The organism is Curtobacterium sp. MCJR17_020, from assembly GCF_003234365.2.
Classification (GTDB): domain Bacteria; phylum Actinomycetota; class Actinomycetes; order Actinomycetales; family Microbacteriaceae; genus Curtobacterium.
Genome location: NZ_CP126260.1, coordinates 752,918 through 777,106 on the forward strand (window position 1 = coordinate 752,918; position 24,189 = coordinate 777,106).

The 24,189-nt window shown below is 71.8% G+C and carries 21 protein-coding genes; 9 read left to right on the plus strand and 12 right to left on the minus strand.

All coding sequences use genetic code 11. The features are described 5' to 3' along the window. Window positions 1-151: 151 nt before the first annotated feature. From DEJ14_RS03675 to DEJ14_RS03685, 3 genes are all read right to left on the minus strand, one after another. Window positions 152-904: a CPBP family intramembrane glutamic endopeptidase gene (locus DEJ14_RS03675; protein WP_220036425.1), complete on the minus strand. Its 753-nt coding sequence runs from the start codon at window positions 902-904 to the stop codon at window positions 152-154. A 77-nt stretch (window positions 905-981) separates the two neighbouring features. Further along, window positions 982-1,959 (minus strand): SDR family NAD(P)-dependent oxidoreductase, encoded by a 978-nt coding sequence (locus tag DEJ14_RS03680; protein ID WP_111085496.1) that lies wholly within the window; start codon window positions 1,957-1,959, stop codon window positions 982-984. Continuing rightward, complete coding sequence (locus DEJ14_RS03685; RefSeq protein ID WP_111085495.1) at window positions 1,956-2,927, minus strand: alpha/beta hydrolase family protein; 972 nt, start codon at window positions 2,925-2,927, stop codon at window positions 1,956-1,958. Before DEJ14_RS03685 ends, DEJ14_RS03680 begins: the two co-directional genes overlap by 4 nt. A 132-nt stretch (window positions 2,928-3,059) precedes the next feature. Between DEJ14_RS03685 and DEJ14_RS03690 the strand changes: the two genes are divergently transcribed. Then, a complete protein-coding gene (locus DEJ14_RS03690; protein WP_111085494.1) occupies window positions 3,060-3,695 on the plus strand; it encodes a TetR/AcrR family transcriptional regulator in 636 nt (211 codons plus the stop codon). A 53-nt stretch (window positions 3,696-3,748) separates the two neighbouring features. Here DEJ14_RS03690 and DEJ14_RS03695 read toward each other — a convergent pair whose 3' ends face one another. From DEJ14_RS03695 to DEJ14_RS03710, 4 genes are all read right to left on the minus strand, one after another. Continuing rightward, entirely contained in the window at window positions 3,749-4,579 is an 831-nt protein-coding gene (locus DEJ14_RS03695) for an SDR family NAD(P)-dependent oxidoreductase (RefSeq protein ID WP_111085493.1), read from the minus strand. A gap of 136 nt (window positions 4,580-4,715) precedes the next feature. Continuing rightward, complete coding sequence (locus DEJ14_RS03700; protein ID WP_111085600.1) at window positions 4,716-5,267, minus strand: cysteine hydrolase family protein; 552 nt, start codon at window positions 5,265-5,267, stop codon at window positions 4,716-4,718. 62 nt (window positions 5,268-5,329) lie between these two features. Continuing rightward, on the minus strand, window positions 5,330-5,854 hold the full coding sequence (locus tag DEJ14_RS03705; RefSeq protein WP_111085492.1) for a hypothetical protein: 525 nt from the start codon (window positions 5,852-5,854) through the stop codon (window positions 5,330-5,332). Between the two features lie 16 nt (window positions 5,855-5,870). Beyond that, on the minus strand, window positions 5,871-6,431 hold the full coding sequence (locus DEJ14_RS03710) for a hypothetical protein (protein WP_111085491.1): 561 nt from the start codon (window positions 6,429-6,431) through the stop codon (window positions 5,871-5,873). Window positions 6,432-6,577: 146 nt separating this feature from the next. Here DEJ14_RS03710 and DEJ14_RS03715 point away from each other — a divergent pair, with 146 nt between their 5' ends. Together DEJ14_RS03715 and DEJ14_RS03720 are read left to right on the plus strand one after the other, a co-directional pair. Next, window positions 6,578-7,756 (plus strand): sensor histidine kinase, encoded by a 1,179-nt coding sequence (locus DEJ14_RS03715; RefSeq protein ID WP_111085490.1) that lies wholly within the window; start codon window positions 6,578-6,580, stop codon window positions 7,754-7,756. After that, entirely contained in the window at window positions 7,753-8,415 is a 663-nt protein-coding gene (locus tag DEJ14_RS03720) for a response regulator transcription factor (RefSeq protein WP_111085489.1), read from the plus strand. The genes DEJ14_RS03715 and DEJ14_RS03720 overlap by 4 nt, the downstream gene beginning before the upstream one ends. Here DEJ14_RS03720 and DEJ14_RS03725 read toward each other — a convergent pair. Both DEJ14_RS03725 and DEJ14_RS03730 read right to left on the minus strand, forming a co-directional pair. After that, complete coding sequence (locus tag DEJ14_RS03725) at window positions 8,308-9,150, minus strand: hypothetical protein (protein ID WP_111085488.1); 843 nt, start codon at window positions 9,148-9,150, stop codon at window positions 8,308-8,310. The genes DEJ14_RS03720 and DEJ14_RS03725 overlap by 108 nt on opposite strands. Next, window positions 9,150-10,166 (minus strand): zinc-dependent alcohol dehydrogenase, encoded by a 1,017-nt coding sequence (locus tag DEJ14_RS03730; RefSeq protein ID WP_111085487.1) that lies wholly within the window; start codon window positions 10,164-10,166, stop codon window positions 9,150-9,152. The genes DEJ14_RS03725 and DEJ14_RS03730 overlap by 1 nt, the downstream gene beginning before the upstream one ends. A gap of 195 nt (window positions 10,167-10,361) precedes the next feature. Between DEJ14_RS03730 and DEJ14_RS03735 the strand changes: the two genes are divergently transcribed. The 4 genes from DEJ14_RS03735 to DEJ14_RS03750 all read left to right on the plus strand — a co-directional run bounded on the left by DEJ14_RS03735 (window position 10,362) and on the right by DEJ14_RS03750 (window position 17,412). Beyond that, window positions 10,362-11,249: a serine hydrolase domain-containing protein gene (locus DEJ14_RS03735; protein WP_111085486.1), complete on the plus strand. Its 888-nt coding sequence runs from the start codon at window positions 10,362-10,364 to the stop codon at window positions 11,247-11,249. Window positions 11,250-11,258: 9 nt separating this feature from the next. After that, complete coding sequence (gene mtnN / locus DEJ14_RS03740; RefSeq protein ID WP_111085485.1) at window positions 11,259-11,969, plus strand: 5'-methylthioadenosine/S-adenosylhomocysteine nucleosidase; 711 nt, start codon at window positions 11,259-11,261, stop codon at window positions 11,967-11,969. A gap of 182 nt (window positions 11,970-12,151) precedes the next feature. Then, a complete protein-coding gene (locus DEJ14_RS03745; protein ID WP_181437547.1) occupies window positions 12,152-14,137 on the plus strand; it encodes a potassium transporter Kup in 1,986 nt (661 codons plus the stop codon). 173 nt (window positions 14,138-14,310) lie between these two features. Then, window positions 14,311-17,412, plus strand: a complete 3,102-nt coding sequence (locus DEJ14_RS03750; RefSeq protein ID WP_181437546.1) for a choice-of-anchor G family protein — start codon at window positions 14,311-14,313, stop codon at window positions 17,410-17,412. Window positions 17,413-17,718: 306 nt separating this feature from the next. Here the strand turns inward: DEJ14_RS03750 and DEJ14_RS03755 are convergent, their stop codons facing one another. Together DEJ14_RS03755 and DEJ14_RS03760 are read right to left on the minus strand one after the other, a co-directional pair. Continuing rightward, window positions 17,719-20,145 (minus strand): excinuclease ABC subunit UvrA, encoded by a 2,427-nt coding sequence (locus DEJ14_RS03755; RefSeq protein WP_111085483.1) that lies wholly within the window; start codon window positions 20,143-20,145, stop codon window positions 17,719-17,721. 94 nt (window positions 20,146-20,239) lie between these two features. After that, on the minus strand, window positions 20,240-20,920 hold the full coding sequence (locus DEJ14_RS03760) for a hypothetical protein (RefSeq protein WP_284180257.1): 681 nt from the start codon (window positions 20,918-20,920) through the stop codon (window positions 20,240-20,242). Window positions 20,921-21,201: 281 nt separating this feature from the next. Between DEJ14_RS03760 and DEJ14_RS03765 the strand changes: the two genes are divergently transcribed. Beyond that, entirely contained in the window at window positions 21,202-21,597 is a 396-nt protein-coding gene (locus DEJ14_RS03765) for a hypothetical protein (RefSeq protein WP_111086898.1), read from the plus strand. A gap of 103 nt (window positions 21,598-21,700) precedes the next feature. Here the strand turns inward: DEJ14_RS03765 and DEJ14_RS03770 are convergent, their stop codons facing one another. Then, complete coding sequence (locus DEJ14_RS03770) at window positions 21,701-23,086, minus strand: FAD-binding oxidoreductase (protein ID WP_111086897.1); 1,386 nt, start codon at window positions 23,084-23,086, stop codon at window positions 21,701-21,703. A gap of 140 nt (window positions 23,087-23,226) precedes the next feature. On the opposite strand from DEJ14_RS03770, the gene DEJ14_RS03775 reads away from it, so the two are divergent. Continuing rightward, window positions 23,227-24,180 carry a manganese catalase family protein gene (locus tag DEJ14_RS03775; RefSeq protein ID WP_111086896.1) on the plus strand — a complete coding sequence of 318 codons (954 nt, stop codon included), beginning with the start codon at window positions 23,227-23,229 and terminating at the stop codon, window positions 24,178-24,180. Window positions 24,181-24,189: the final 9 nt, after the last annotated feature.

Genomic DNA, 24,189 nt, shown 5'->3' on the forward strand with positions numbered 1-24,189 from the left:
GCGATCGCAGTACGACGGGCGCGCCCACATCTGCTGGCGTGATGACCGGATGCAGTTGCGAGGCCCGCCGGCCCGCCGGCCCTCCGCACGAAGCGGTGGACGATCGATCGATCGATCGAACGAACGAACGCAGTGCGCAGTGCCGCCCCGCTCAGGAACTCGTGGCGGCTCCGATGATCGCGCCGGTGAAGAGCACCCAGTCGTTGATGATGTGTGCGCCGGTGCTGACCGCGATGCTCTTCGTGCGGATGTACGCGAGCGTGAGGACCAGTCGTGCGACGCCGATGATCAGGAACGCCTGCGCGAAGTTCCACCCGTAGGTCGGCAGGTGCGCTGCACCGAACCAGATCGCGGTCGCGAGCCAGGCGATGAGGATGCCCTGGGTGCGGGTGAGTCCGATGCGGTGGCACAACGCCATGACCGCCAGGAACGGCAGGATGGTGAAGAGCTCTTCGCCCAGCAGCTGGATCGCGGTCCCGACGTAGAACGCGACGACCTCACCCGCGCCGTGGATGCCGTCGGTCGCGGTGTTGGCGTTGGTGCCGAAGACCGCCTTCACGATGATCCCGACCGTGAACGACACGATGAGGCTGAGGATCGCGAAGACGATCATGGTGCCGAAGTCGCGTGCGGTGGTGCGTTGGAAGATGCGCGCCCAGTGTCGTCTCGTGAAGGCGATGAGGACGGCGAGCATGATCGCGGTGAAGAGGAACCGTGGCACGAGCGACTGGATGTTGTCCGCCGCCGGGTAGAAGCTCAGCACGGTGATGCCAGCCACGCACGCGACGATGATCGTCACCCACTGCCATGCGGGGATCCGGATCGGGTCCCCGTCGTAGAACGGGAAGTCCCGACCGTCTGCTCGTTCGATCGCCCTGCCGTAGCGCCGAGCATCTGTGGCCATGGTGTTCCCCCTCGTACGTTGCATCGCCCTGGGTCGCGACTCGTCTCCGCCGAAAGCTACCAGCGGGCACGGCGCCCTCACACCGTCAGCTGCACACTGACCTCCCACAGCCGCCGAGCGTCGTCGGCGTCGAGCATCGCCGAGTTGGCGTCCGACGGGATGCTGTCCGCGGTGAGTGGCCGGACCTCGTCGTCGACCACGGCGACGTCGCTGTCCTTCAGGTAGACCCCGCCGACGCCATCGAGTAGCGGGCTCGCGGCACCGAACACGAGGGTCGCCGCCCCCTGCTCGATCGTCTTCTTGCCGTGTTCGGGGTCGATGACCGTCGCGCCGTCCTCGTCGACCAGCCCCTGCTCGCGGTACGAGGCGATCCGGGAATCGTCGTGTGGGCCGGGGCCGATGATCACCCCGGGGTGCGCGGCGAAGGAACGGATGCCCCGGTCGGCGTACCGACGGTCGAGTTCGACCGTGAACAGCACGTTCGCCCGCTTGGACTGCCCGTAGGCGGCGGACGCGTCGTAGCCGCTGGCGAACGCCGGGTCGTCCCACCGGATCTGCCCGAAGCGGGCGGCGCCGGACGTGACGTTCAGGACCCGCGCACCACGGGCCTCCAGCAGGGAAGGGAGGAGCGCTCGCGTGAGCCGGAAGTGCCCGAGGTGGGACGTCGAGAACGACAGCTCGTTGCCGCGGGCGTCGAGCCGCCGGTCCGGGGTGAAGAGCATCGCGGCGTTGTTCACCAGGGCGTGGAGCGGGCGTCCGGAGGCCGTCCAGCGTGCGGCGAAGGCGTCGATCGACGCCGGGTCGGCCAGGTCGAGCTGCTCGACCCGGACGCCGGGGATGCCGGCGACGGCGGCGCTCGCGCGGTCGGTGTCGCGGGACGCGACGGTGACGGCGGCGCCAGCGGCTGCGAGGGCGCGGCTGGCCTCGCGTCCGAGGCGGCCGTGACCGCCCGTGACGACGACGTTGCGCCCGGTCAGGTCGACGCCGTCGAGGACGTCGGTGGCGGTGGACGACGCGGTGAAGGGGGTGGGGAGCGGGTGCTGGTCGGTGATCACGAGTGGTCCTCCTTGGAGTCGATGTGGCCGACGGCGTCGACGTGGCCGACGGCGTCGATGTGGCCGACTGCGTCGCCGGCTTCGGCAGAGGCGATGGCGTCGGCCACTGCGGACCACGCGTCGTCGTCGAGTCCGAGCGAGGTCCGGAGGAACGCCGTGGTGGTGCGGCGGACCAGGTCCACGCGCTCGGGGCTCTCGTCGGTCGTGGCGGTGGACGCGTAGTCCTGGATGCCGCCGAGCAGGTGCTCGCCGCCGTGCACGGTCACCAGGTGCCGGGCGCCGGGGCTGTGGTGGTAGACGTCGGTGAACCAGTCCGGCCCGCGGGTCGAGAGCTGGGACTGGTCGTGGTCGCCGGCGACGACGAGCGACGGGGTGCGCAGCTGGCTGAAGTCCGGGCTCATGAAGGGGAAGTGCTCCTGCGCGAACGGTGTCAGGTCGGCTCCACCGATTCCGGTGGTGGAGAGCAGGACCCCGGCGCGCACGCGGTGGTCGGTGCGGTCCTCGCCGGGCTGTCCGTCCGACCCGATCACCCGGGCGCCGAGGAGCATGCCGACGGACTGGCCGCCCCACGAGTGCCCGGCGACCGCCAGGTTCGCCTGGTCGACACGTCCGGCGAGGCCGGGGACGGCGGCGACGAGGACGTCGAGGTCGTCGATGACCCGCTCGAGGTCGTCGACCCGGGTCTGCCAGATCGTCGGGTAGCGCGGGTCGTCGAGCGTCAGGCCGTACTGCGTCGAGTCGAGGAACGTGGGTTGGACGACGACGAACCCGCCCGCGGTCCAGTGGTCGACGAGCGGGTCGCCGCCGGTCATCGACTGGCCGAAGCCGTGGGCGAAGACGATCACGGGCAGGTCGGCGCCCGTGATCGGCGCGGTGACGCGGACCTCGAGGTCGTGGCCGCGTGACGGCGCGGGCAGGGTGACGGGGCGCACGCTGATCACCTGGGGGTGCGGTGCTGTTGCTGGCATCGGGAGTCCTTCCGGAAGCGGACGTCACTCGAAACGGAGCGACGTTCCGGAACGATACGGAACAGTGCTCCGGATTGCAAGCGAAACGGATCGCCGTTCCGTTCCGAGGCCGGGCCATGCGATGATCGGGGGATGAGCCCGCCGTCGAACGACACCGCGCCGTCGGACGACACCGCGCCACCCCGGCGTCGCCGCGACGTCGAACGGAACGAGCGGACGATCCTCGACGCCGCGGCCGGTGTCTTCGCCGCGTCCGGCGTCGGTGCGCCGGTGCGCGAGGTCGCTGCCGCCGCCGGCGTGGGAGTGGGCACGCTCTACCGGCACTTCCCGACCCGCTCGGACCTGGTCGTCGCCGTCTACCGGCACCAGATCGAGGCCCTGGCGGAGGCCGGCCCCGTGCTGCTCGCCTCGGCGCCGACCGCGTTCGACGCGATCCTGCGCTGGGTGCACCAGTTCGTCGACTTCCTCGGCACGAAGCACGGCCTGGCGCGGGTGTGGGAGGGCGACGCCGACGGCTTCACCGCGCTGCACACGCTGTTCGTCGACGAGCTCGTCCCGGTGTTGGGCCGCATGCTCGACGACGCTCGCGCGTCCGGCGAGGTGGTCGCGTCGGTGTCGCCGTACCAGCTGCTCCGCGCCGTCGGCGACCTGGTCGCGTGGAGCCCCCAGGACCCCGACTACGACGTGCGGACGATCGTGACGCTGCTGGTCACCGGCCTGCGGCAGGCGCAGCCGCCGGTCACCCCCGCGCCGACGACCGACGCGTAGCGCGCCGGAGACCCACGCGAAGCGCGCCGGAGGCCGACGCGGAGCGCGCCCGGTCAGACCGCGTGCAGCATCGCCACGCTCCGGTCCCACAGTTCGCGCGCCAGGTCGGCGTCCTCGGCCTGCGCGTTCGGTGCCGCCACCTTGCGCTTCACGTAGTACTCGCCGGTCGGGTAGTCGCGACCGGGGGTGTTGTCCGCCAGGTACACGAGCGTGTCGGCGCCCTTCTCCGGGGTCGTCAGGAACACGTGGCGCAGGGGCGTGTGGTACACGAGGTACATCGGCGAGGTCTTGTCGTTCGAGAACCCGGTGCTGATCGTGCCGGGGTGGAACGCCGTCGACGTCACACCTCGGTCGCGGTACCGGCGGTCGAGTTCCTTGGTGAACAGGATCTGTTCGAGCTTCGAGTCGCCGTAGGCCTTGGTGGCCCGGAAGTGCCGCTCGGCGTCGAGGTCGTCGATGTCGACGCGGCCGAAGAGCTTGTTCGCGACGCTCGAGGTGTTGATGACCGTTCCGCCGGACGCGATGAGTCGGTCCATCAGCAACTCCGTGAGCAGGAACGGCGCCAGGTAGTTGACCTGGAACGTCAGCTCGTGACCGTCGACGGTGACCTGGCGGCCCGCGCTGAAGATGCCGCCGGCGTTGTTTGCCAGCACGTCGATCCGGGGGCAGCGTTCGAGCAGGTCGTCGGCGAGCCCCCGGACGCCGGACAGGTCCGAGAAGTCGGCCACGAAGTGGTCGACGCCGAGGTCGCGGGCGACCCGCTCGGTCTTCGCGGGGTTGCGACCGACCACCACGACGTCGTTCCCGCGGCGGACGAGCTCCCGCGCAGCGGCGACGCCGATGCCGTCGCTGGCGCCGGTGATGACGATGGTCTTCGCGGCCATGGGTGCTCCTCGGGTCGGGGCGAGCGTGCGCTCGGCTCCGTCCGTCCTACAGGGTCGGCCCTGAACGGTGCACGTGACGGACGGGAGGCACACGGCGGGCCCGCCACGGGCCTCCCGTCCGCCGCCCGGTTGCCGCTCAGGCCGCGCCCGGCCCCGCCAGGTCGGCTGTCTGCACGACGACGCCGAGGGCGGGGAACACCGACCGGAACCGGGCGGCGTGGGCGTCGGGGTCCGGGTCGTTGGTGGCGTCCTCGACGAGGACGACGTCGTAGCCCAGGTCGTACGCGGCCCGAGCCGTGGATTCGACGCCGAAGGTCGTCGCCTGGCCGACCACGACCACCTCGGTGACGCCGTCGGCGCGGAGCCGCTCGTCGAGGCCAGTGCCGGCGAAGGCGCTCCACCCGCCGCGGGTGAGGTTGCCGTCGTCGTCGGCCCGTTCGAGCAGCAGGGAGCCGTACGCGACCGGGGCCGGGCGGGGGCCGCCGCCGTACTGGGTGGCGCCTGCCGGGGTCGCGGCAGGGTCGTGGCGGATGAACACCACCGTGCCGCCGCCGCCACGGGTGGCGCGGGCGAGGGTCTCGACGTTGGCCACGACGGTCTCGACGGGGTGGGTGCGCTGGTACGGCGCGGTCCCGGCCTGCAGGTCGACGACGATCAGGGCGGTGTGTTCGGTGCGGGTGCGGGTCACCGGTCCAGGGTGCTCGATCGTCGGGCGCGGCGCGTACTGCGTCCGCGGTATCCTGCTCGCGTTCACCGGCCGGCCGGTGGGTGCGTGCACGCGTCGATCGCGGCGTACTCCCGGCTGAGTGCGGTCTGGTTCCGCTCGGTGCGCCACGACCGGATGCCGGGCGCTGCGGCCACGGCGGCGATCCACACGCCGGCACCGACGAGGACCGGCACGAGCGTCGGGTCTCCGCCGAGGGCGAGCAGACCGCCGAGCGCGACCGCCAGCACGGCGACCGCGGAACCCGCGGTGGCGACCACACCAGCCAACCGGGCCGGCTGCTGCTCGAGGGCGGCGATCCGGGCCAGCGCCCGCTCGGCACGACGCTCGAGGAGCGGTCGTGCCGGGTCTGGCCGGGTGCGCAGCCGCTGGAGCAGCAGGGACGTCGTGCCGAGCCGTCCGCCCTGCACGGTCACCGTCCAGCCGAACTGCTCCAGGGTGTGCCGGTGGAGCGGCACGAACGCGGTCGGTGCGTACAACACCCGGGTCTCCAGGTGGCGGGGGACCGGCGCGTGCAGGACAGCGTCTTCCCGGGCGATGGTGTTCGTCATCGGGCTCGGCCCGCGCTCAGGCGGTCCGGCGGCGACTGGCCGCCTCGCACGCGCCGTAGACGACGTCGAACTGGCGGTCGACGGCCGGACGGATCCGCTTGGTGCGCGCCGCGCGGACGAGCTGGAAGGCCACGGGAGCGATCGCCCAGTTGACCAGCCCACCGGCCCCGACGAGGAACACCGTGACCGGGTCGAGCCCGCCGAGCAGGTCGGGGACCGCCACGGTGTCCTGCATGGCGAACACCGAAGCGGCCAGCAGGACGCTGCCGATCGCGCCGAGCGCGTACGCGACCACCGACGCCGCGGTCGTGCGGGAGCGTTCGAGGGCGTCGATCGTGGCCAGGGCGGTCTCGGCGTTCTGCTGGAGCTCGGTCAGTTCGACGGAGCGGACGGCACGGTCGCGGCGGAGGCCGAGGGTGCGCCGACGGTGCAGCGCGCCCGTCCGGTCCGAGCCGTCGGACGTCCAGCCGAAGTTGCGGTAGGTGTCCGCGTACAGGGCGTCCTTGCCGCGCGGGACGTCGACGGTGCAGTAGTCGTACGTGGTGGCAGCGGGAGCGGCGGTGTTCGTGAGCGTCATGGTGGTTCCTCCGGTCGGTGCCGGATCGTTCCGGCCTGGTGTCGATCGTCCCGGGGACGGGCCGCAGGCAGGTCCCCGATCGGTGGTACCCCCGACTACTGCGTTCGCAGTAGCCGGACTGCTGACCCGCACGACAGGATGAGTGCATGCGGCGACTGCGAGCGATCTGGGGTTCGTGGCGTCCGGACGACCGCTGGGTGTTCCGCGGCACGGCCGTCGTCGTCCTGCTCGCGTGCGCGATCGAGTCGGGCCGGGTGGTCGCGGCCGATGCCGGCCCAGGGCCCGGCATCGCGGTCGCCGCGACCGTGCTCGCCGTCGTCGCGGCGCCGTGGACACCGTGGACGGCGCTCGGCCTCGCCACGGTCGCGCCGGTGCTCGGTGGCCTGTCCGGGTGGTCGCCGATCGTGACCTGGAGCTGCGCGGTGCTGCTGCTGTTCGCGGTGTCCTCGCGGCAGGGGCACCCGGTCCGCGCCGCTGCGATCGTCGCTCCCGGCGTCGTCATCGGCACGCTCCTCGCGCCGGGGGAGGGCGGTGCGGTGCCGACCGCCCTCGGCGCCCTCATCTCCGTCGTCGCCGCGGCGGCCATCGGCTCGGGGCTGCGGGTGCAGCACCAGTACCGGGCGTCGTTGGAACAGCGCGCCGCCGATGCCGTCGCCACGCGGGAACTCGAGGCCGAGCGCCGCGTGGCCGAGGAACGCGTCCGGATCGCGCGGGACCTGCACGACGTCATCGGGCACGAGATCGCGGTGGTCAGCGTGCAGCTCGGGGTCGCCGAGGTCACCCTGCCCGCCGGGGCCGACGAGGCCCGGCGTGCGCTGGATGCCGCCCGGGACGGCGTGCGGAACGTCCTGACGGAGACCCAGCACGTCCTGACGGTGCTCCGTTCGGCGTCGAGCAGCGGCGCCGACCTCGACGACCCGACGGCTCCGGCCCCCGGCATCGAGCAGCTCCCCGGACTCATCGCGTCGTACGAACGGATCGGCCTCGACGTCGATGCCCGACTGGACGACGTCGGCCCGGTCTCCGTGCCGATCGGTGTGACGGTCTACCGGGTGGTGCAGGAGTCGCTCACCAACGCCCACCGACACGGCGAGGGCCGGACGACCGTCACCCTCGCCCGCGCCGGTGACGACCTGGTGCTCGAGGTCCGCAACCCCCGCCGGCGGACCCCGGCGAGCGACCCCGTCGCAGGCCGGAGCAGCGGGCTCGGTCTGGTCGGCATGCGCGAGCGCGTCGCCGCCGTCGGAGGGTCCGTCCAGGCCGCGGCGGACGGCGTGCTGTTCGTCGTCCGCGTCCGACTGCCCACCGCGAACGGAGCACGATGACCACACGAGTGGTCCTGGTCGACGACCAGGACATGATCCGACTGGGGCTCCGTGCGATCCTCGACCGCCAGGACGGCATCGAGGTCGTCGGCGAGGCCGGCGACGGGCTCGCCGCGGTGCAGACGGCGCTGTCGGTCCCGGCGGACGTCATCATGATGGACATCCGGATGCCGGGCATCGACGGTGTCGAGGCGACCCGACGGATCCGCGCCGAGCGCACCGCCGAGCAGGTGCGCATCGTCATGCTGACGACCTTCGACCAGGACGAACTCGTCTTCGCGGCGCTGCGTGCCGGGGCGAACGGGTTCCTCAGCAAGGCCGCGGGGCCCGCAGAGCTCGTCGCGGCGATCGAGGAGGTGGCAGCGGGCGGAGGGGCGCTGTCGGCGGCGGCCGCAGCGGCGCTCATCGGACAGGTCGCCCGCACGCCGGCGTCCTCCGTCGATCCGGGGATGACCCGGCGCTTCGAGGCCCTCACCGCTCGCGAGCGCGACGTCGTGGTGATGGTCAGCCGAGGTCAGGGCATCGACGCCATCAGCGCCGAGCTGTTCCTCTCACCGCTCACGGTCAAGACCCACGTGAACCGGGCCATGGCGAAGGTCGACGCCCGCGACCGGGCCCAACTCGTGGCGTTCGCGTTCCAGGCCGGCCTGGTCGACTGAGGTCGGCGCCGGCCGAACCCTCGCCGGCCGAACCCTCGGCGCCGGCCGAGGCGCCGGCTGAGGCGCCGTCGCTTCCGGGAACCGTCGCAGCGCCATCGCGAGCCCGATCACCGCAGCCACGCCGCCGAGGAACACCCCGCTCGCACCCGTGGACGCAGCAGCGTCCTCGGCGCTGCCCGCGAACGAGAGTAGTGCCGACTGGGTCAGCACGAGCAGGACCACCGCGGCGGCGATGTTCACGAGCTTCGTCGCCTCGACGAGTGGTTCCCCGTCCTTGCGCGCGGTCACCGCACCCCAGACCCCGATCCCCAGCTCCGCGAACGTCGCCGCCGCGATGACGATCGCCACCCACTGGTCGTAGTGCACGGGGTGCGCCCGCCCGACGAGCATCGGCACGCTGCACCCGACGAACACGACCGACATCGCGGTCACCGCACCCCCGATCCACCGGTGTCCGGCCTGCCGGAACCGCATCCGGTCGCCGTTCGCCGCATCGAACGCGAACGACAGCCGGTGCCGACGAACGGCCCAGACCTTCGCGGCCGCGACCCCGAGCGTGAAGACCACGGTCGCGGCGAGGAACAACGAGGGAGCCGCGCAGAACAGGACGACCTTCCACCCCGCCATCACGAGGCTGCTCGGCACCGACAGCACGGCGAGCACGAGCCCGCGGCGCGGCCGATCCCGCCACACCGTGACGGCGTACTGCACGGCGACCTTCCTGGTCACCGGCATCAGTCGAACGTGACGACGACCTTGTCGGCCGCACCGGGGGTCGCAGCCACCCGGAGGGCCTCGAGCACGTCGCTCGCCGGGAAGACGTCGCTGACGATCTGCGCGTACGCCTCGGGGTTCGCGATGATGTGCTCGGTGACGTCGAAGATCTCGGTCGGGTACCCCATCGCGGTCACGATCGTCGGCTCGACGGCCAGCAGGTCACCGAAGTCGACCTCCACGGGCCGCTTGTGCACCGCCACGACGCCGATCGTCGCGCGGTGCTTCGCCAGGCGCAGCGCCGTCTGCACGGTGGCCGGCACCCCGGCGGCGTCGAGCCAGACGTCGGTGCCGGACTTCCCGCCGTGCCCCACGCCGTCCCGTGCTTCGCCGTGCAGGGCTATCAGGCGCTCGTCGAGCGGCTCGTCCGCCGAGTTCACGACGGCATCGGCTCCGACGAGCAGGGCCTTCTCGAGCCGCGACGCGATCACGTCGACGACGACCACGTGCCCGACGCCGAGCGCCTTGTAGCTGATCACGGCACCCAGCCCGATCGGGCCGGCACCGAACACGACGACCGTGTCGCCCGGTTGCGGCGCGGTCCGGTTCACGGCGTGCAGGGCGACCGCCATCGGTTCGTTGAGCGCGGCCACCTGCCAGGGCAGGTCCTGCGGGACCAGGGCGATGCTGGTGCCGAGCACGGCCTGCTCGACGAGCAGGAACTCGGAGAGCCCGCCGGTGGGGCCGCCGTTGCCGATGATCCCGCGTGGGTCGCCCATCGGGTTCACCACCACGTGGTCGCCGACGGCGATGCCCTCGACCGCGTCGCCGACGGCGGCCACCTCTCCGGCGACCTCGTGCCCGAGGGGCGTGTGCCCCTCACGCGGCGGGATGCCGCCGCGCGCGGCGTAGAAGGCGTCGGAGCCGCAGACTCCGCACGCCTTGACGGCGATCAGGACGTCGGCGGGGCCGACCTCGGGGACGGGCTCGTCTCGGATCTCGACGGATCCGGGGCCGGTGACGACGACGGTGCGCATGGTGCTCCTCACGTCACGAGCACGGGCGGCTCGGGACGGAACCATCTGACCAAGACGGCGACCCGCGCACGTACTGCGATCGCAGTAGCGCCGGGTCATCGGACGGGAGGCCCGTGGCGGACCCGCCACGTGCCTCCCGCCAGCTGTCCGGTCCCGTTCAGGGCACGCAGTCTGCTGCACGCGAGAGGATGGCGTGTGACCACCGCGACCAGCATCCTCGACGCGATCGTCCGGCACGTCGACGAGACCGGCTTCGGCGCCCACGGCCTGCACGTCCGGACTGCGAACGACGACGTCGCCGAGCACCGCTGGACGCCCGACGTGCGCGAGGAGATCCACTCCGCAGCCAAGGGCGTCTGCGTCCTCGCCACCGGGATCGCCGCCGACGAGGGCCTGGTGGACGTCGACGAACCGATCGCCGCATCGCTGGCCGGGTTCGTGTTCGGGGACGGCGTCGACCAGGTCACCCTCCGACACCTGCTCACGATGACGAGCGGGATCGACATGCCCTGGTCGGCGACCGAGCTGACCGACTGGCCGGACCTGGCGGCCGAGTTCCTGCGACGGCCCTCGCGGGGTCGCGTGTTCCAGTACGCCAACGTCAGCACCTACACCGCCATGCGCGTGCTCGAGACCCGCGTCGGCGACGTCGGCGCGTTCGTGTCCCGACGGCTGTTCGACCCGCTCGGCATCGAGGACGTGGAGTGGCTGCGCTGCCCGAACGGGTACGTCGCCGCCGGCGAGGGCCTGGCGCTCCGCACCGAGGAGCTCGCGCGCCTCGGCCGGCTCATCCGCGACGGCGGCGTGGTCGACGGGCAGCGCATCGTCAGCGCCCGCTGGTGCGAAGCGATGCACGCCGACTGGGTCGAGCGTGAGGGGACCGGACCCGGCTACCACCGCTACGCGATGGCCGGCTGGGGCGGTCCGGGGCAGCTGTGGCGGCTGCACGGCGCGTACGGGCAGATGCTGCTGTTCGACGACCACCCCGACGGCGACACCGTGGTCACGATCACCGCCGACGACCACTTCGGCGCCGACGCGATGGCCGCGTTCGTCGCCGAGGAGCTCGCCCGCCAGCGGTAGGATCGATCAGTGCAGGAACAGGCGCCCGTCGCGATCATCATCGCGGCCATGAGCGAAGAGGTCTCCGCCTTCGCCGACCTGTTCGGCGGGGTCCCGATCCTCGACGGCCCCGTCGGCGGCCACGACCCGCACCAGCTGCTCGACATCGGCGGCGCCACCGTCGCCGTCCGCCGCAGCGGCATCGGCTTCACGAACGCGACGGCCGCCGTGGCACACGGCTTCCACGACTTCGGACCCGGCATCCCCGTGATCAGCGTCGGGACCGCCGGCGGCCTCATGCACGGCATCGCGATCGGGGACGTGATCGTCGGCGACCGGTACGTCAACCTCAACGCGGACGCCACCGCGTTCGGCTACGCCCTCGGCCAGGTCCCCGGCATGCCGACCGGGTACGCCCCGGACGCTCGACTGGTCGAGCTGGCGATGGCCGCCGACATCGCCTGGCCGCTGCGCTCGGCGACGATCGGCTCGAGCGAGGTCTTCGTCACCGAGGGGCGCGCCCGGACGCTCCGCGACGCCTTCCCCGAGGTGGCCGCGGTCGACATGGAGTCGGCCGCCATCGCCCAGTTCGCCCACGTGCACGACATGCCGTTCGTGTCGGTCCGCTGCATCAGCGACCTCTGCGCCCCCGACGGTGCCGAGTTCCGCGAGCACCTGGACGACGCCGCGGCGCGCGCTGCCCGCGTGGTCCACGACCTGGTGCGCGGCCTGCGTCCCTGAGACCCGGCCCGCCGTCGGACGGGAGGCGCGGTGCGGGCCCGCCCCGTGCCTCCCGTCCGCCCTGCGCGCACGTCGAGAGCCGCGGTGCGCACGCATGTGCGCCACCTGCGAGCGCATCCCACGCACGGTGCGATGATGAGCGGCGGCCGTCGCCCGGACGGCCGGAGACGGAAGTGCCGAGCGTGACCGAGACCCGCTCCGAGACCCCGACGGAACCGTCGAAGCCGACGGACCACACCACCCCCACGGCCGAGGCCACCGACGACGGTGGCCACGGCCCGCGCAAGGGCGTCGCCGTCCTGGCGCTCGCCGCACTCGGTGTCGTGTTCGGCGACATCGGGACGAGTCCGCTCTACGCCCTGCGCACCGTGTTCACGATCGACGACGGCCTGGTGAAGGCGAACCAGGAAGACGTCTACGGCGTCATCTCGATGATGTTCTGGAGCATCACGATCATCGTCTCGATCAAGTACGTCCTGATCCTGATGCGCGCCGACAACGACGGCGAGGGCGGGGTGATGGCGCTCGCCGCCCTGGCCCGCCGGCTCTACGCGAAGCGTCGCGGTGGTGCGGTGATCTTCCTGGTGATCGGCATCGTCGGCGTCTCGCTCTTCTACGGCGACTCCGTGATCACCCCGGCCGTGTCGGTGCTGTCCGCGGTCGAGGGGCTCGGTACCGCGGCGCCGTCCGTGGAGCACCTGATCGTGCCGATCGCCGCGGTCATCCTGGTCGTGCTGTTCGCGGTGCAGCGCTTCGGCACCGGCAAGGTCGGCAACCTGTTCGGCCCCGTGATGCTGCTCTGGTTCGTCGTGATCGCCGCCGCCGGCGTCCCGCACATCCTCGAGCACCCGGGCGTCCTGCAGGGGCTCTCGCCGACGTGGGCGATCTCGTTCGCCTTCGCGCACCCGTACATCACGTTCGTGGCGATGGGGGCGGTGGTGCTCGTCATCACCGGTGCCGAGGCGCTCTACGCCGACATGGGGCACTTCGGACGGTCGCCGATCCTGAAGGCCTGGTTCTTCGTGGTGTTCCCGGCGCTCGTCCTCAACTACCTCGGGCAGGCGTCGCTGGTGCTGCGCGACCCGTCGGCGGCGAAGGACCCGTTCTTCCTGCTGTTCCCGGACGCGTTGCGACTGCCCGTGGTGGTGCTCGCGACGCTCGCGACGGTGATCGCGAGCCAGGCCGTCATCTCCGGGGCGTTCTCGCTCACCCGGCAGGCGGTCCAGCTCGGGCTGCTGCCGCCGCTCACGATCCGGCAGACCTCGCGGCGGGAGAGCGGGCAGATCTACCTGCCCGCGGTGAACCTGCTGCTGTTCATCGGCGTGCTCGCGATCATGCTCGCGTTCCGGTCGTCGGCGAACCTGGCCACCGCGTACGGGGTGTCCGTCACCGGAGCCCTGGTCGTCGACACACTCCTGCTCCTGCTCGTCGTCCGCCCGCTGTGGAAGTGGGCGACCTGGAAGCTCGTGGTCGCGGCGGTGGCGTTCGGCGGCCTCGAACTGACCTTCCTCGCCGGCAACCTGTCGAAGATCATCCACGGCGGTTGGGTGCCGCTCCTCATCGCCCTGGCCGTGATCACGGTGATGACGACGTGGCGCCGTGGCCGTGCGCTCGTGCAGGAGGAACGCAAGGAGCGTGAAGGGTCGCTCGCCGACTTCATCGACCGCATCAACCACGAGCACATCCCGCGGGTGCCCGGGGTGGCGGTCTTCCCGCACCCGAACAAGGAGACCACGCCGCTGGCGCTCCGGGCCAACGTCGAGCACAACCACGTCGTGCACCGGACCGTCCTGATCGTCTCGGTGCTCACCGCCAACGTGCCGCACGTCCCGCACGCGAAGGCGTTCTTCCGTGACGACCTCGGCTACGAGGACGACGGCATCGACCACATCACGGTGAAGTTCGGGTTCTCGGACGACCAGGACCTGCCGAAGGCCCTGCACGCCGCCTGCCTGGCCGAGGTCCTGGACATCGACCCGGAGGAAGTGCTCCGGGCGTCCTACTTCATCTCCCGCGGAGCCCTCCGTCCGATGCCCGGCAACCGGGGGATGGTGGCCTGGCGGAAGAAGCTCTTCGTCGGCCTCGCGCACAACGCCGCCGACCCCGCGGCACGCTTCGGTCTCCCCGCACAGCGCACCGTGACGATGGGCAGCGACGTCGAGATCTGACCGCGTCGTGCACCGGCGTTCTGCATCCGCATCCGCATCCGCAGAGCGCAGGCCCCCGTTCGGGGGTGATGGTCTTGTGCACCCGTTCAGGGTTACGCTCATCGGAACCACACCACAGCTGCAGGCAGCATCACCAACTGCCGGACCAGCACCAGGATCAGGAGCGAAGCCACATGAGGCTTGGAGTACTCGAGCGCGCCCGGAAAGACCCAGGGGCGTCCACTTCCACCCGATGGTCAGGCCGGAGCAAGGGCGTCGCGATCGTCACCGCAGCCCTGCTCGGCGCCGGCGGCAGCATCCTCGCCGCCGCCCCCGCGACGGCAGCGCCCGTCGCGTCGACCGGGCAGGGGCGCTTCCTCAGCGGCTCCGCGCTCGGCTTGGACCTCGACGACATCCTCACCGTGACCCCGGCGGACGCGGTCAACACCGGTGGGGCCACGGACACCGACGTCCACCCGCTCGACGTCACCGCGCTCAACGCGGTCAACGTCAACCTGGGCGGGGGCCTCAACCTGCTCGGGAACAACGGCATCCTCACCCTCGGAGCCGTCAACCAGTACGCCGCCGCCAACGCCGACGGCAGCTCCGTCGCCGCGTCCGGCGCAGTGACGAACACCGGCGGGATCGGCGTCGGCGGCCAGGACGGCGTCCCGCAGTCCAACGCCACGCTCGACTTGTCGGGTCTCATCGGAGCCGACCTGGCGGGCGCACTCGCGAACGCCCAGCTCGAGGTCGGCGCCGTCTCGGCCACCGCTGCGCAGGCAGCCGGCCCGGACGGTGCGCAGACGGGCGACTACGGCATCGCCGGACTCGACCTGTCGCTGACGAGCCCCGCACTCGGCACCACGGTGTCCGGCCTCCGCACCACGCTCGGCACGCTCCAGCCGACGGTCGACGGCGTCGAGGACACCCTGAACGCGCTCGGCCCGCTCGTCCAGGTCCAGGGCCTGCCCGACCTCGTCACGGTGCTCGACTCGGCCACCGGCGACGTCACCAGCGCCGACGGCTCGATCACGGCGAACCTGCAGACCGGTGCGATCACGGTCGACGTCGCCGCAGTGCTGACGAACGCCGGTCTGGACATCAACAACCTGCCGGCGAACACCGAGCTGCTGCCGTACATCACGGAGGCCCTCACGACCCAGCTCCTGCCGGCGGTCACCACCGCGCTGCAGGGGGTCGTGACCCAGCTCACGCAGTCGCTCCGCGGGCTCACCGTCACGGTGGCGGGGATCCCGCTGCCGGTCGGTCAGCTGCTCGACGTCGTGAACCCCGTCATCGCGCAGGTCGTCGCCCCGATCAACCAGGTCGTCGCCGGCCTCGGTGACACGGTGATCACGCCGCTCGCCGACGCCCTGACGAGCGTCGTGTCACTGCAGGCCAACGTGCAGGAGACCAGCGCCGACGGCGTGTTCACCCAGCGCGCCCTGCGCGTCGCACTGGTGCCGGCCGCCGGCACCGCCGTCGTCAACCTCGCCTCGGCTGCGGTCGGCCCGAACGCCGGTCCGCTCGCGGTCCCGACGATCACCGCGCTCGACCCCGACAACGGGCCGGTCGCCGGTGGCACGGTCGTCACCGTCACGGGCACCGGTTTCACGGACGACGCCACGGTGTCGGTCGACGGTTCCGACCCGATCGAGGCGGACTCCGTCTCGGACGACGGCACCGAGCTGACGTTCACCACGCCGGCGCACGTCGTCGGCACGGTCGACGTCACCGTCACGACGCCCGCCGGTGAATCCGACCCGCTCGACTTCACCTACACCGACGACGCGGCCGCGGTCCCGACCATCACGACGCTCGACCCCGACAACGGGCCGGTCGCCGGCGGCACGGTCGTCACCGTCACGGGCACCGGTTTCACGGACGACGCCACGGTGTCGGTCGACGGTTCCGACCCGATCGAGGCGGACTCCGTCTCGGACGACGGCACCGAGCTGACGTTCACCACGCCGGCGCACGACGCCGGGACGGTCGACGTCACGGTCACCACGCCTGCTGGCACCTCGGACCCGCTCGACTACAGGTACAACCCGGCACCCGCAGCGGTGCCCACGCTCACGACGCTCGATCCCGACAACGGGCCGGTCGGCGGCGGCACACTCGTCACCGTCACGGGCACCGGGTTCACCGACGACGCGACCGTCTCGGTCGACGGGTCCGACCCGATCGACCCGGAGTCGGTCTCCGACGACGGCACCGAACTGACGTTCACGACCCCGGCGCACGTCGCCGGTCCCGTCGACGTGACCGTCACGACCGACGCAGGGACCTCGGACCCGCTGACGTACACCTACAACCCGGCACCCGCCGGGGCTCCGACGCTGACGGCGCTGGACCCCGACAACGGTCCGGTCACCGGTGGCACGGTCGTCACGGTCTCCGGCACGGGCTTCACCGACGACTCGACGGTCTCGGTCGACGGCTCCGACCCGATCACGCCGGACAGCGTCTCGGACGACGGCACCGAGCTGACGTTCACGACGCCGGCGCACACCGCCGGTGCGGTCCCCGTGACCGTCACCAACGGCTCCGGCACCTCGGCGCCGCTGCCGTACACGTACAACCCGGCCCCGGCCGCGGTCCCGACGATCTCCGCGCTGGACCCGGACAACGGTCCGGCCGCGGGCGGCACGGTCGTGACCGTCACGGGCACCGGTTTCACCGACGACTCCACGGTGTCGGTGGACGGCTCCGACCCGATCACGCCGGACAGCGTGTCGGCGGACGGCACGACGCTCACCTTCACGACCCCGGCGCACGCTGCCGGTGACGTCGAGGTCACGGTGACGACCCCGGGTGGCACGTCCGACCCGCTGGTCTACACCTACAACCCCGCGTCGACCACGACGACCCCGCCGCCGGTGATCACCTCGCCGGAGGACGGTGGCACCGTCACCACGCCCAACCCGCCGATCACCGGCACCGGCCAGCCCGGCGCGACCGTCACGGTCACCGTCGGCACGGTCGTCGTCTGCACCGCGGTCGTCGCGGCCGACGGCACCTGGAAGTGCACCCCGATCGTCGGCTTCGGCCCGGGAACGGTGACCATCACCGCCACCCAGACCGGCGCTGACGGCACCTCGGCGGCGTCCGACCCGGTGACGTTCACCGTCCGCCTGGCAACCGCCGGCACCGGTGGCACCGGCGGGACCGGCCCGAACGGGACGCTCGCCTACACGGGCAGCGACCCGGCCCCGGTGATCGCCTTCGCGATCCTGCTGATGCTCGCGGGCGTCGGGCTCACCATCGCCCGCCGCTTCCGTCGGGCCTAGTCCGCACCACCAGCAGCGCTCGTCGGGATCCGTCCCGGCGGGCGCTGTTGCGCGCGCGTGCGAGTGCGGGTGCGTGCGCGTGCGCGTGCGGGAGCGTGCGCGTGCATGCGTGCGCACCGTGCGACGATCCACCACGTGATCGACGCGTGGAACGTCGGAACATGCGCACGCACCGGATGCGTGTGCATCGTGCGACACAACACCGGTTGATCGACGCGTGGAACGTCGGAACATGCGCACGCACCAGCGGACGGGAGGCGCGGTGCGGGCCCGCCACAGGACGCGTCCGTCCGCCGGTGGGCGCGATCAGCGCCCGAGCTGCTCCCGCAGGTACGGCGCGGTCCGGCTCTCGGCGGAGGCCGCGACCTGGGCGGGGGTGCCGGTGGCGACGACGCGGCCGCCGTCCTCACCGCCGGACGGCCCCATGTCGATGACGTGGTCGGCACTCGCGACGACGTCCATGGCGTGCTCGACCACGACGACGGTGTTGCCGGCGTCGGTGAGGCGTGCGAGCTGTGCGGTCAGCAGTTCGACGTCGGCAGGGTGCAGGCCCGTCGTCGGTTCGTCGAGCAGGTAGAGCGTGTGCCCGGTGCGCGCGCGTTGCAGCTCGGTCGCGAGCTTGATGCGCTGGGCCTCGCCGCCGGACAGCTCCGGTGCGGGCTGTCCGAGCCGTAGGTAGCCGAGGCCGACCTGACGCAGGGCCTCGAGCCCGCGGGCGGCGGCCGGCAGCGATGCCAGGAAGGGCGCAGCATGGTCGACGGTCATGCCCAGGACGTCGGCGATCGATGCACCGTCCCACTGCACCTCGAGCGTCTCGTCGTTGTAGCGCGCACCGTGGCACTCCGGGCAGGGCGCCCAGCTGCCCGGCAGGAACAGGAGCTCGACCGACACCGAGCCCTCGCCCTGGCACACCTCGCACCGGCCGCCGGCCACGTTGAACGAGAAGCGGCTGGCGGTCCAGCCGCGGGCCTTCGCGTCGTCGGTCGCGGCGAACGCGGCACGCACGGCGTCGAAGAGCCCGGTGTAGGTGGCGAGGTTCGAACGCGGGGTGCGGCCGATCGGCTTCTGGTCGACCTGCACGACACGGTCGACGAGCGGGTGCGACGTCGCCACGCCGGGCAGGACACCGCCGACGAGCGACGACTTGCCGGAGCCGCTGACGCCGGTGACCGCGGTGAGCACCCCGAGCGGCAGGTCGACGTCCAGGTCCTGCAGGTTGTGCAGGGTGAGGTCGCGCAGCTCGAGGGTCCCGACGGGGGTCCGGACGGTGCGCTCACCGTCGGCACGGTCGCGCGGGTGCAGGAACCGTCGGGTGACCGATGCCTCGACGTCGGCGAGGCCGTCGACGGGGCCGCTGTACAGGACGGTGCCCCCGCCGGACCCGGCACCCGGGCCGACGTCGACGATCCAGTCCGCCCGCCGCACGATGCTCATGTCGTGCTCGACGACGAAGACGCTGTTGCCGCCGGCGCGCAGGTCGTCGAGGACCTCGACCAAGGACTCGGCATCGGCGGGGTGCAGGCCGGCGCTCGGTTCGTCGAGCACGTAGACGACGCCGAACAGGCCGGAGCGCAGTTGTGTCGCGATGCGCAGGCGTTGCGTCTCGCCGGGGGAGAGCGTCGGGGTGGCCCGGTCGAGCGCGAGGTATCCGAGGCCCAGGCCGACGAGCACCTCGACCCGGGTGAGCAGGTCGCGGGAGATCGCGACGGCGACCTCGGTGTGTTCGCCGGACGAGGCACGTGAGGTGGCAGCGCCGGCGTCCGCGATGGTGGCGATCGGGCGCAGGACGTCGGCCAGCGCCGTGAGCGGCAGGCCGTTCAGGTCGGCGATCGAGTGGCCGCCGACGGTGACCGCCAGGGCCGCCCGTGTCAGGCCGGTCCCGCCGCAGAGGCCACACGGACCGGACTCGACGAACTGCAGCACCTTGGTCCGCTGCGTCTCGCTCTGCGAGTCGGCGAGGGTGTGCATCACGAACTGGCGTGCGCTCCAGAACCGCCCCTTGTACGGCTTCGCGACGCGGTCGCGCTTCGGGTGGACCTGGACGACGGGCTGCTCCTCGGTGAACAGCAACCAGTCGCGGTCCTGTCGGGAGAGCTCACGCCACGGCACGTCGATGTCGTAGCCGAGCACCGCGGTGACGTCGCGCAGGTTCTTGCCCTGCCAGGCCCCGGGCCACGCGGTGATCGCGCCGTCGCGGATGCTCAACGACGGGTCGTGCACGGCCGAGGCCTCGGTGACCTCGTGGGCGATGCCGAGTCCGTGGCACCGCGGGCAGGCCCCGGCCACGGTGTTCGGTGAGAACGAGTCGGACTCGAGCCGGTCGGCGCCGGACGGGTAGGTGCCGGCGCGGGAGAACAACATGCGCATCGAGTTCGACAGGGTCGTCAGGGTGCCGACGGTCGAACGGCTGCTCGGCGCACCGCGGCGCTGCTGCAGGGCCACGGCGGGCGGCAACCCGGTGATCGAGTCGACGTGTGGCGTCGACCCCTGCGCGATGAGCCGTCGGGCGTACGGGGCGACGGACTCGAGGAACCGGCGCTGCGCCTCGGCGAACACCGTGCCGAACGCGAGCGAGGACTTTCCGGAGCCGGAGACGCCGGTGAAGGCGACGATGCGGTTGCGCGGGATGTCCACGTCGACGTCCTGCAGGTTGTGCTCACGGGCGCCGCGGACGCGGATGAAGTCGTCGGGCCCCGGTTGGTCGTCGGTCACGGTCGAGCGGGGAGCGGGCATCTGCTCGATGGTAGGCGGGTGCTGCTGAACGTGGTGAAGGGCCGTCCCGGTTGCCCGGGGCGGCCCTTCTCTTGTGGTGCGGTGGTGCGGGGTGTTACTTGATCTGTGCGGTGATGGTGGCGGTGCCGACGAGGAGGCCGCGCTTGACGGCGTCGGTGCCGAAGGTCTTGTTCAGCAGGCCGGCGGCGTCTTCGGAGACGTGGACGGTGGTGCCGGTCAGGATGGCGTTGTCGCCCTCGAGCTGGAGGGGCTTGAGGGAACCGCCCCAGAGCTCGAACAGGAACGCGTTGGACGCGGCGACCTTGCCGTTGACCAGGACGTCACCGTAGAGCTTGGAGGAGCCCGGGTTCACGACGAAGTTCTCGAGCGTGACGGTGGTGTCGCCGGCCTTCAGGGTGAGGCCGGAGTCGTCGTGGTTGAGCAGGCCCTGCACGTAGGGCTTGTAGTTGCCGTCCGGCGACCAGTAGGTGACCGACCCGGCGGTGATCGGGAACGACACCGACCCGTCAGCGAGGGTCGCGTCGCCGGAGACGCCGGGGGTGAGCTTGAGGGCGGTGAGGGCGTCGGTGAAGCCGGAGTCGAGCTTCACGGCGGTGGACCCGCCGAGGACCTCGGGGACGGAGGCGACCGGTGCGGGGATCTTCGACGACGACGACGAGACCGTGTGGATCGAGGGGGTGGCGGCCTGGGCGGAGGAGATGCCGAACGCGGCACCGCCGAGGACGAGGGCGCCGGTCGTGGCGAGGGTGATGGAGGTCTTCAGGCTCTTGCGCATGGTGATCGATTCCTTTGCTGAGGTGTCGCGCTCGGCGCGGCTGCTGTGTGCGCGCCGAACACACCCTGGTGCAGGGTGGAGAACCAGCAATGTGCGGCTGGTGAGCGCTCCGGGTGGTTCCCGGTCTGTGCAGGTGATTCGGGGGCCTCCGGCAAACGGTTTGGACCGATCTGTCCTCGTTACCGGTCTGTGACCTTCGACCGGCTCCGGACAGCCCTCAACTAGCGATGTACGTTCGCTGTGTGGCCGCTGGACACGGCCGTTCACGAAGGGTTCCCCACATGGCAAACACGAACAGCCGTCCGACCAGCGTCACCGTGTCGTTCATCATCTGGCTGGTGGTGGTCCTGGCGAACATCGTGCAGGGCATCATCAGCCTGACGTCCGGCAGCTCTGCCGACGTCGCCGACAGCGTCGGCACCGCCCCGCTCGTCGGCGGGGCGATCTTCGCCTTCGTCCTCGCCGTGATCGAGCTCATCATCGTCTTCAAGATGCGCGACGGTCGCAACTGGGCCCGCATCGTCCTCACCGTGCTCGCGATCCTGCAGCTCATCGGTGTGGGCGTGGGCGCGGCCTCCGGTGGCAACGCCTTCGGCTGGATCGGTGGCGTCGCCGTGCTCGTCGCGACGATCCTGATGTACGTCGGCGGAGCGAACGGCTACTTCCGCCGCCGCTGAGCGCGACAGCGTGACGCACGCCGGGCGCTGAACGCGACCGACTGACGGACGGGAGGCCCGGTGCCAGCTGGCACCGGGCCTCCCGTCCGTCGTCCACGTGCGTTCAGAACGCCTTGCCGGGATTGAGGGTGCCCGCCGGGTCCAGGGCGTCCTTGACGGCACGGTGCATCGCGAGGACCCGCTCGCCGAGCTCCTGCCGCAGGCCCGCCAGCTTGAGCAGGCCGACACCGTGCTCACCCGTGACGGTGCCGCCGAGCGCCAGGCAGTCCGCGACGATCTGGTCGAACGCCTGCTTCGCGCGGGCCTTCGCGGCGTCGTCGCCCACGGGCGCGATGATCAGCGGGTGCAGGTTGCCGTCGCCGGCGTGCGCGATGTTCGCGATCGTGACGTCGTGCGCCGAAGCGGTCGCCTGGATCCGCCGGAGCATCTCGGGCACCGCGCTGCGCGGCACGCAGATGTCCTCGGTCAGCACCGGGCCGAGCCGCTCGAGCGCCGGGTACGCGAGCCGCCGCGCCTGGAACAGCCGGGCGATGTCGTCGGGGTCCGTGGCCCGCTCGACGTCGGTGCCACCGGCCCGTGCGAAGACCGCGGCGACCTGGTCGGCGAGGTCGTCGCCCGCCGCACCGCGCTCGTCGACCCGTGCCAGCAGCAGGGTGTCGACGTCGGACGGCAGGCCCAGGCGCATCCAGTCGTCGACGGCCCGCAGGCAGGTCCGGTCGACGATCTCGAGCGCTGCGGGGATGATGCCGGCGCGTGAGATCGCCGCGACGGCGTCCCCGGCGGCGCTGAGCGAGGGGAAGTACCCGATCACGGCGCGCTCATCGCGGCCAGCAAGGGGGAGCAGCTTGACGGTCACCGACACGACGATGCCGAGCGTGCCCTCCGAGCCCACCATGAGGCCGGCCAGGTCGTACCCGGCGACGCCCTTCGCCGTGCGGCGCCCGAGCTCCACCACGGAACCGTCGGCCAGCACCACGGTCATCCCGAGCACGTAGTCGCGGGTGACGCCGTACTTCACGCAGCAGATCCCGCCGGCGTTCGTCGCGACGTTGCCGCCGATCGTCGAGATGGCCGAGCTCGCCGGGTCCGGCGGGTACCAGAGTCCGTGCTCCGCGACGGCAGCCCGGAGCGCGTCGTTGATCACACCGGGCTGGGTGACGGCGTAGCGCTCGTCGGTGTTCACCTCGAGCACCGCGTCCATCAGCTCGAGGGACAGCACGACCGATCCGGCCATCGCGTTCGCCCCGCCGGACAGACCGGTCCCGGCGCCGCGCGGCACGACCCGCACGCCGGCGGCTGCCGCCCACCGGACGGTGGTGACGACGTCGTCGGTGCTGCGTGCGAGGACGACGGCGAGCGGTGCCGTGGAGTCGGCCCACTCGGCATCGTCGTGGCGGTACCGCTCGAGCGACGCCGGGTCGCGGAGGACCTGGTCCGGCTCGAGCAGGTCGTCGAGGTCGGCGGTGTCGACGGCGTGGCTGACGGTCATCGGTTCGGGGGTCCTTCCGGGCGCTGCGGTGCGGCGCCGACGACGATACCGCGCTGAGTGGACGACCCGTGTCGTCTGCCAGGGACGCCGGACGACGGTGAGGCACGCGGCGGTTCCGTCGCGGTGAGCAAGGAGAGTCCATGTACTTCCACGCACAGACCTGGATCAACGAGATCGCCGACGGCGAGCCCGACCCGGCAGCCGCCAACGCCCTGCAGGAAGGGCTCGGCGGGCAGTTCGGCGAGATGCGCACGATGATGCAGTACCTGTTCCAGGCGATGAACTTCCGGGGTCCGGCGGCGAAGCCCTACCGTGACCTCATCCAGGGTGTCGGCACCGAGGAGATCAGCCACGTCGAGCTCATCGGCACCACGATCTCCCGCCTGCTCGACGGCTCGCCCGAGTACACCGGCAAGTTCACCGACCCGCTGGACAAGCCCGGTGCGAAGGGTGCGACGCCGCTCAACATCGCGCTCGACACGAGCAACATCCACCACTACCTCGTCGGTGCGCAGGGTGCCCTGCCCGTCGATGCGGCCGGCAACCCGTGGAGTGGCAGCTACGTCTACAACTCCGGCAACCTGCCGCTCGACCTGCTCTACAACCTGATGCTCGAGTCCACCGGTCGCCTGCAGAAGTGCCGGATCTACGAGATGACGGACAACCCCACCGCGCGCAGCACCGTCGCGTACCTGATCGTCCGCGACCAGGCGCACGAGAACGCCTACGCGAAGGCGCTCGAGACCCTCGGCGTCGACTGGAAGACCCTGCTGCCGATCCCGAAGACGAACGCCGAACGGTTCCCGGAGGTCAAGGAGCTCCTCGACCTCGGGCTGCAGAGCAAGCAGTACAGCTTCGACCTCGACGGGGCGTCGGAGGCGGGCAAGATCTTCCGCGGTGCGTCTCCGTCGAAGGACGGCACGGACCTGACTGCTACCGAGCAGGCCCCCGCCGGCGTGCCGTCGTTCATCGCTCCGGAGCGACTCGAGGAGTTCGCTCCCGGGCTCGACGCCGACCTGCTGGCGCTCATCCAGCAGACGGCCGAGCTCGAGCTCGACCAGGCGGAGACGCCGCTCTACGGGCCGGTGGCCTGAGCCTGCGCG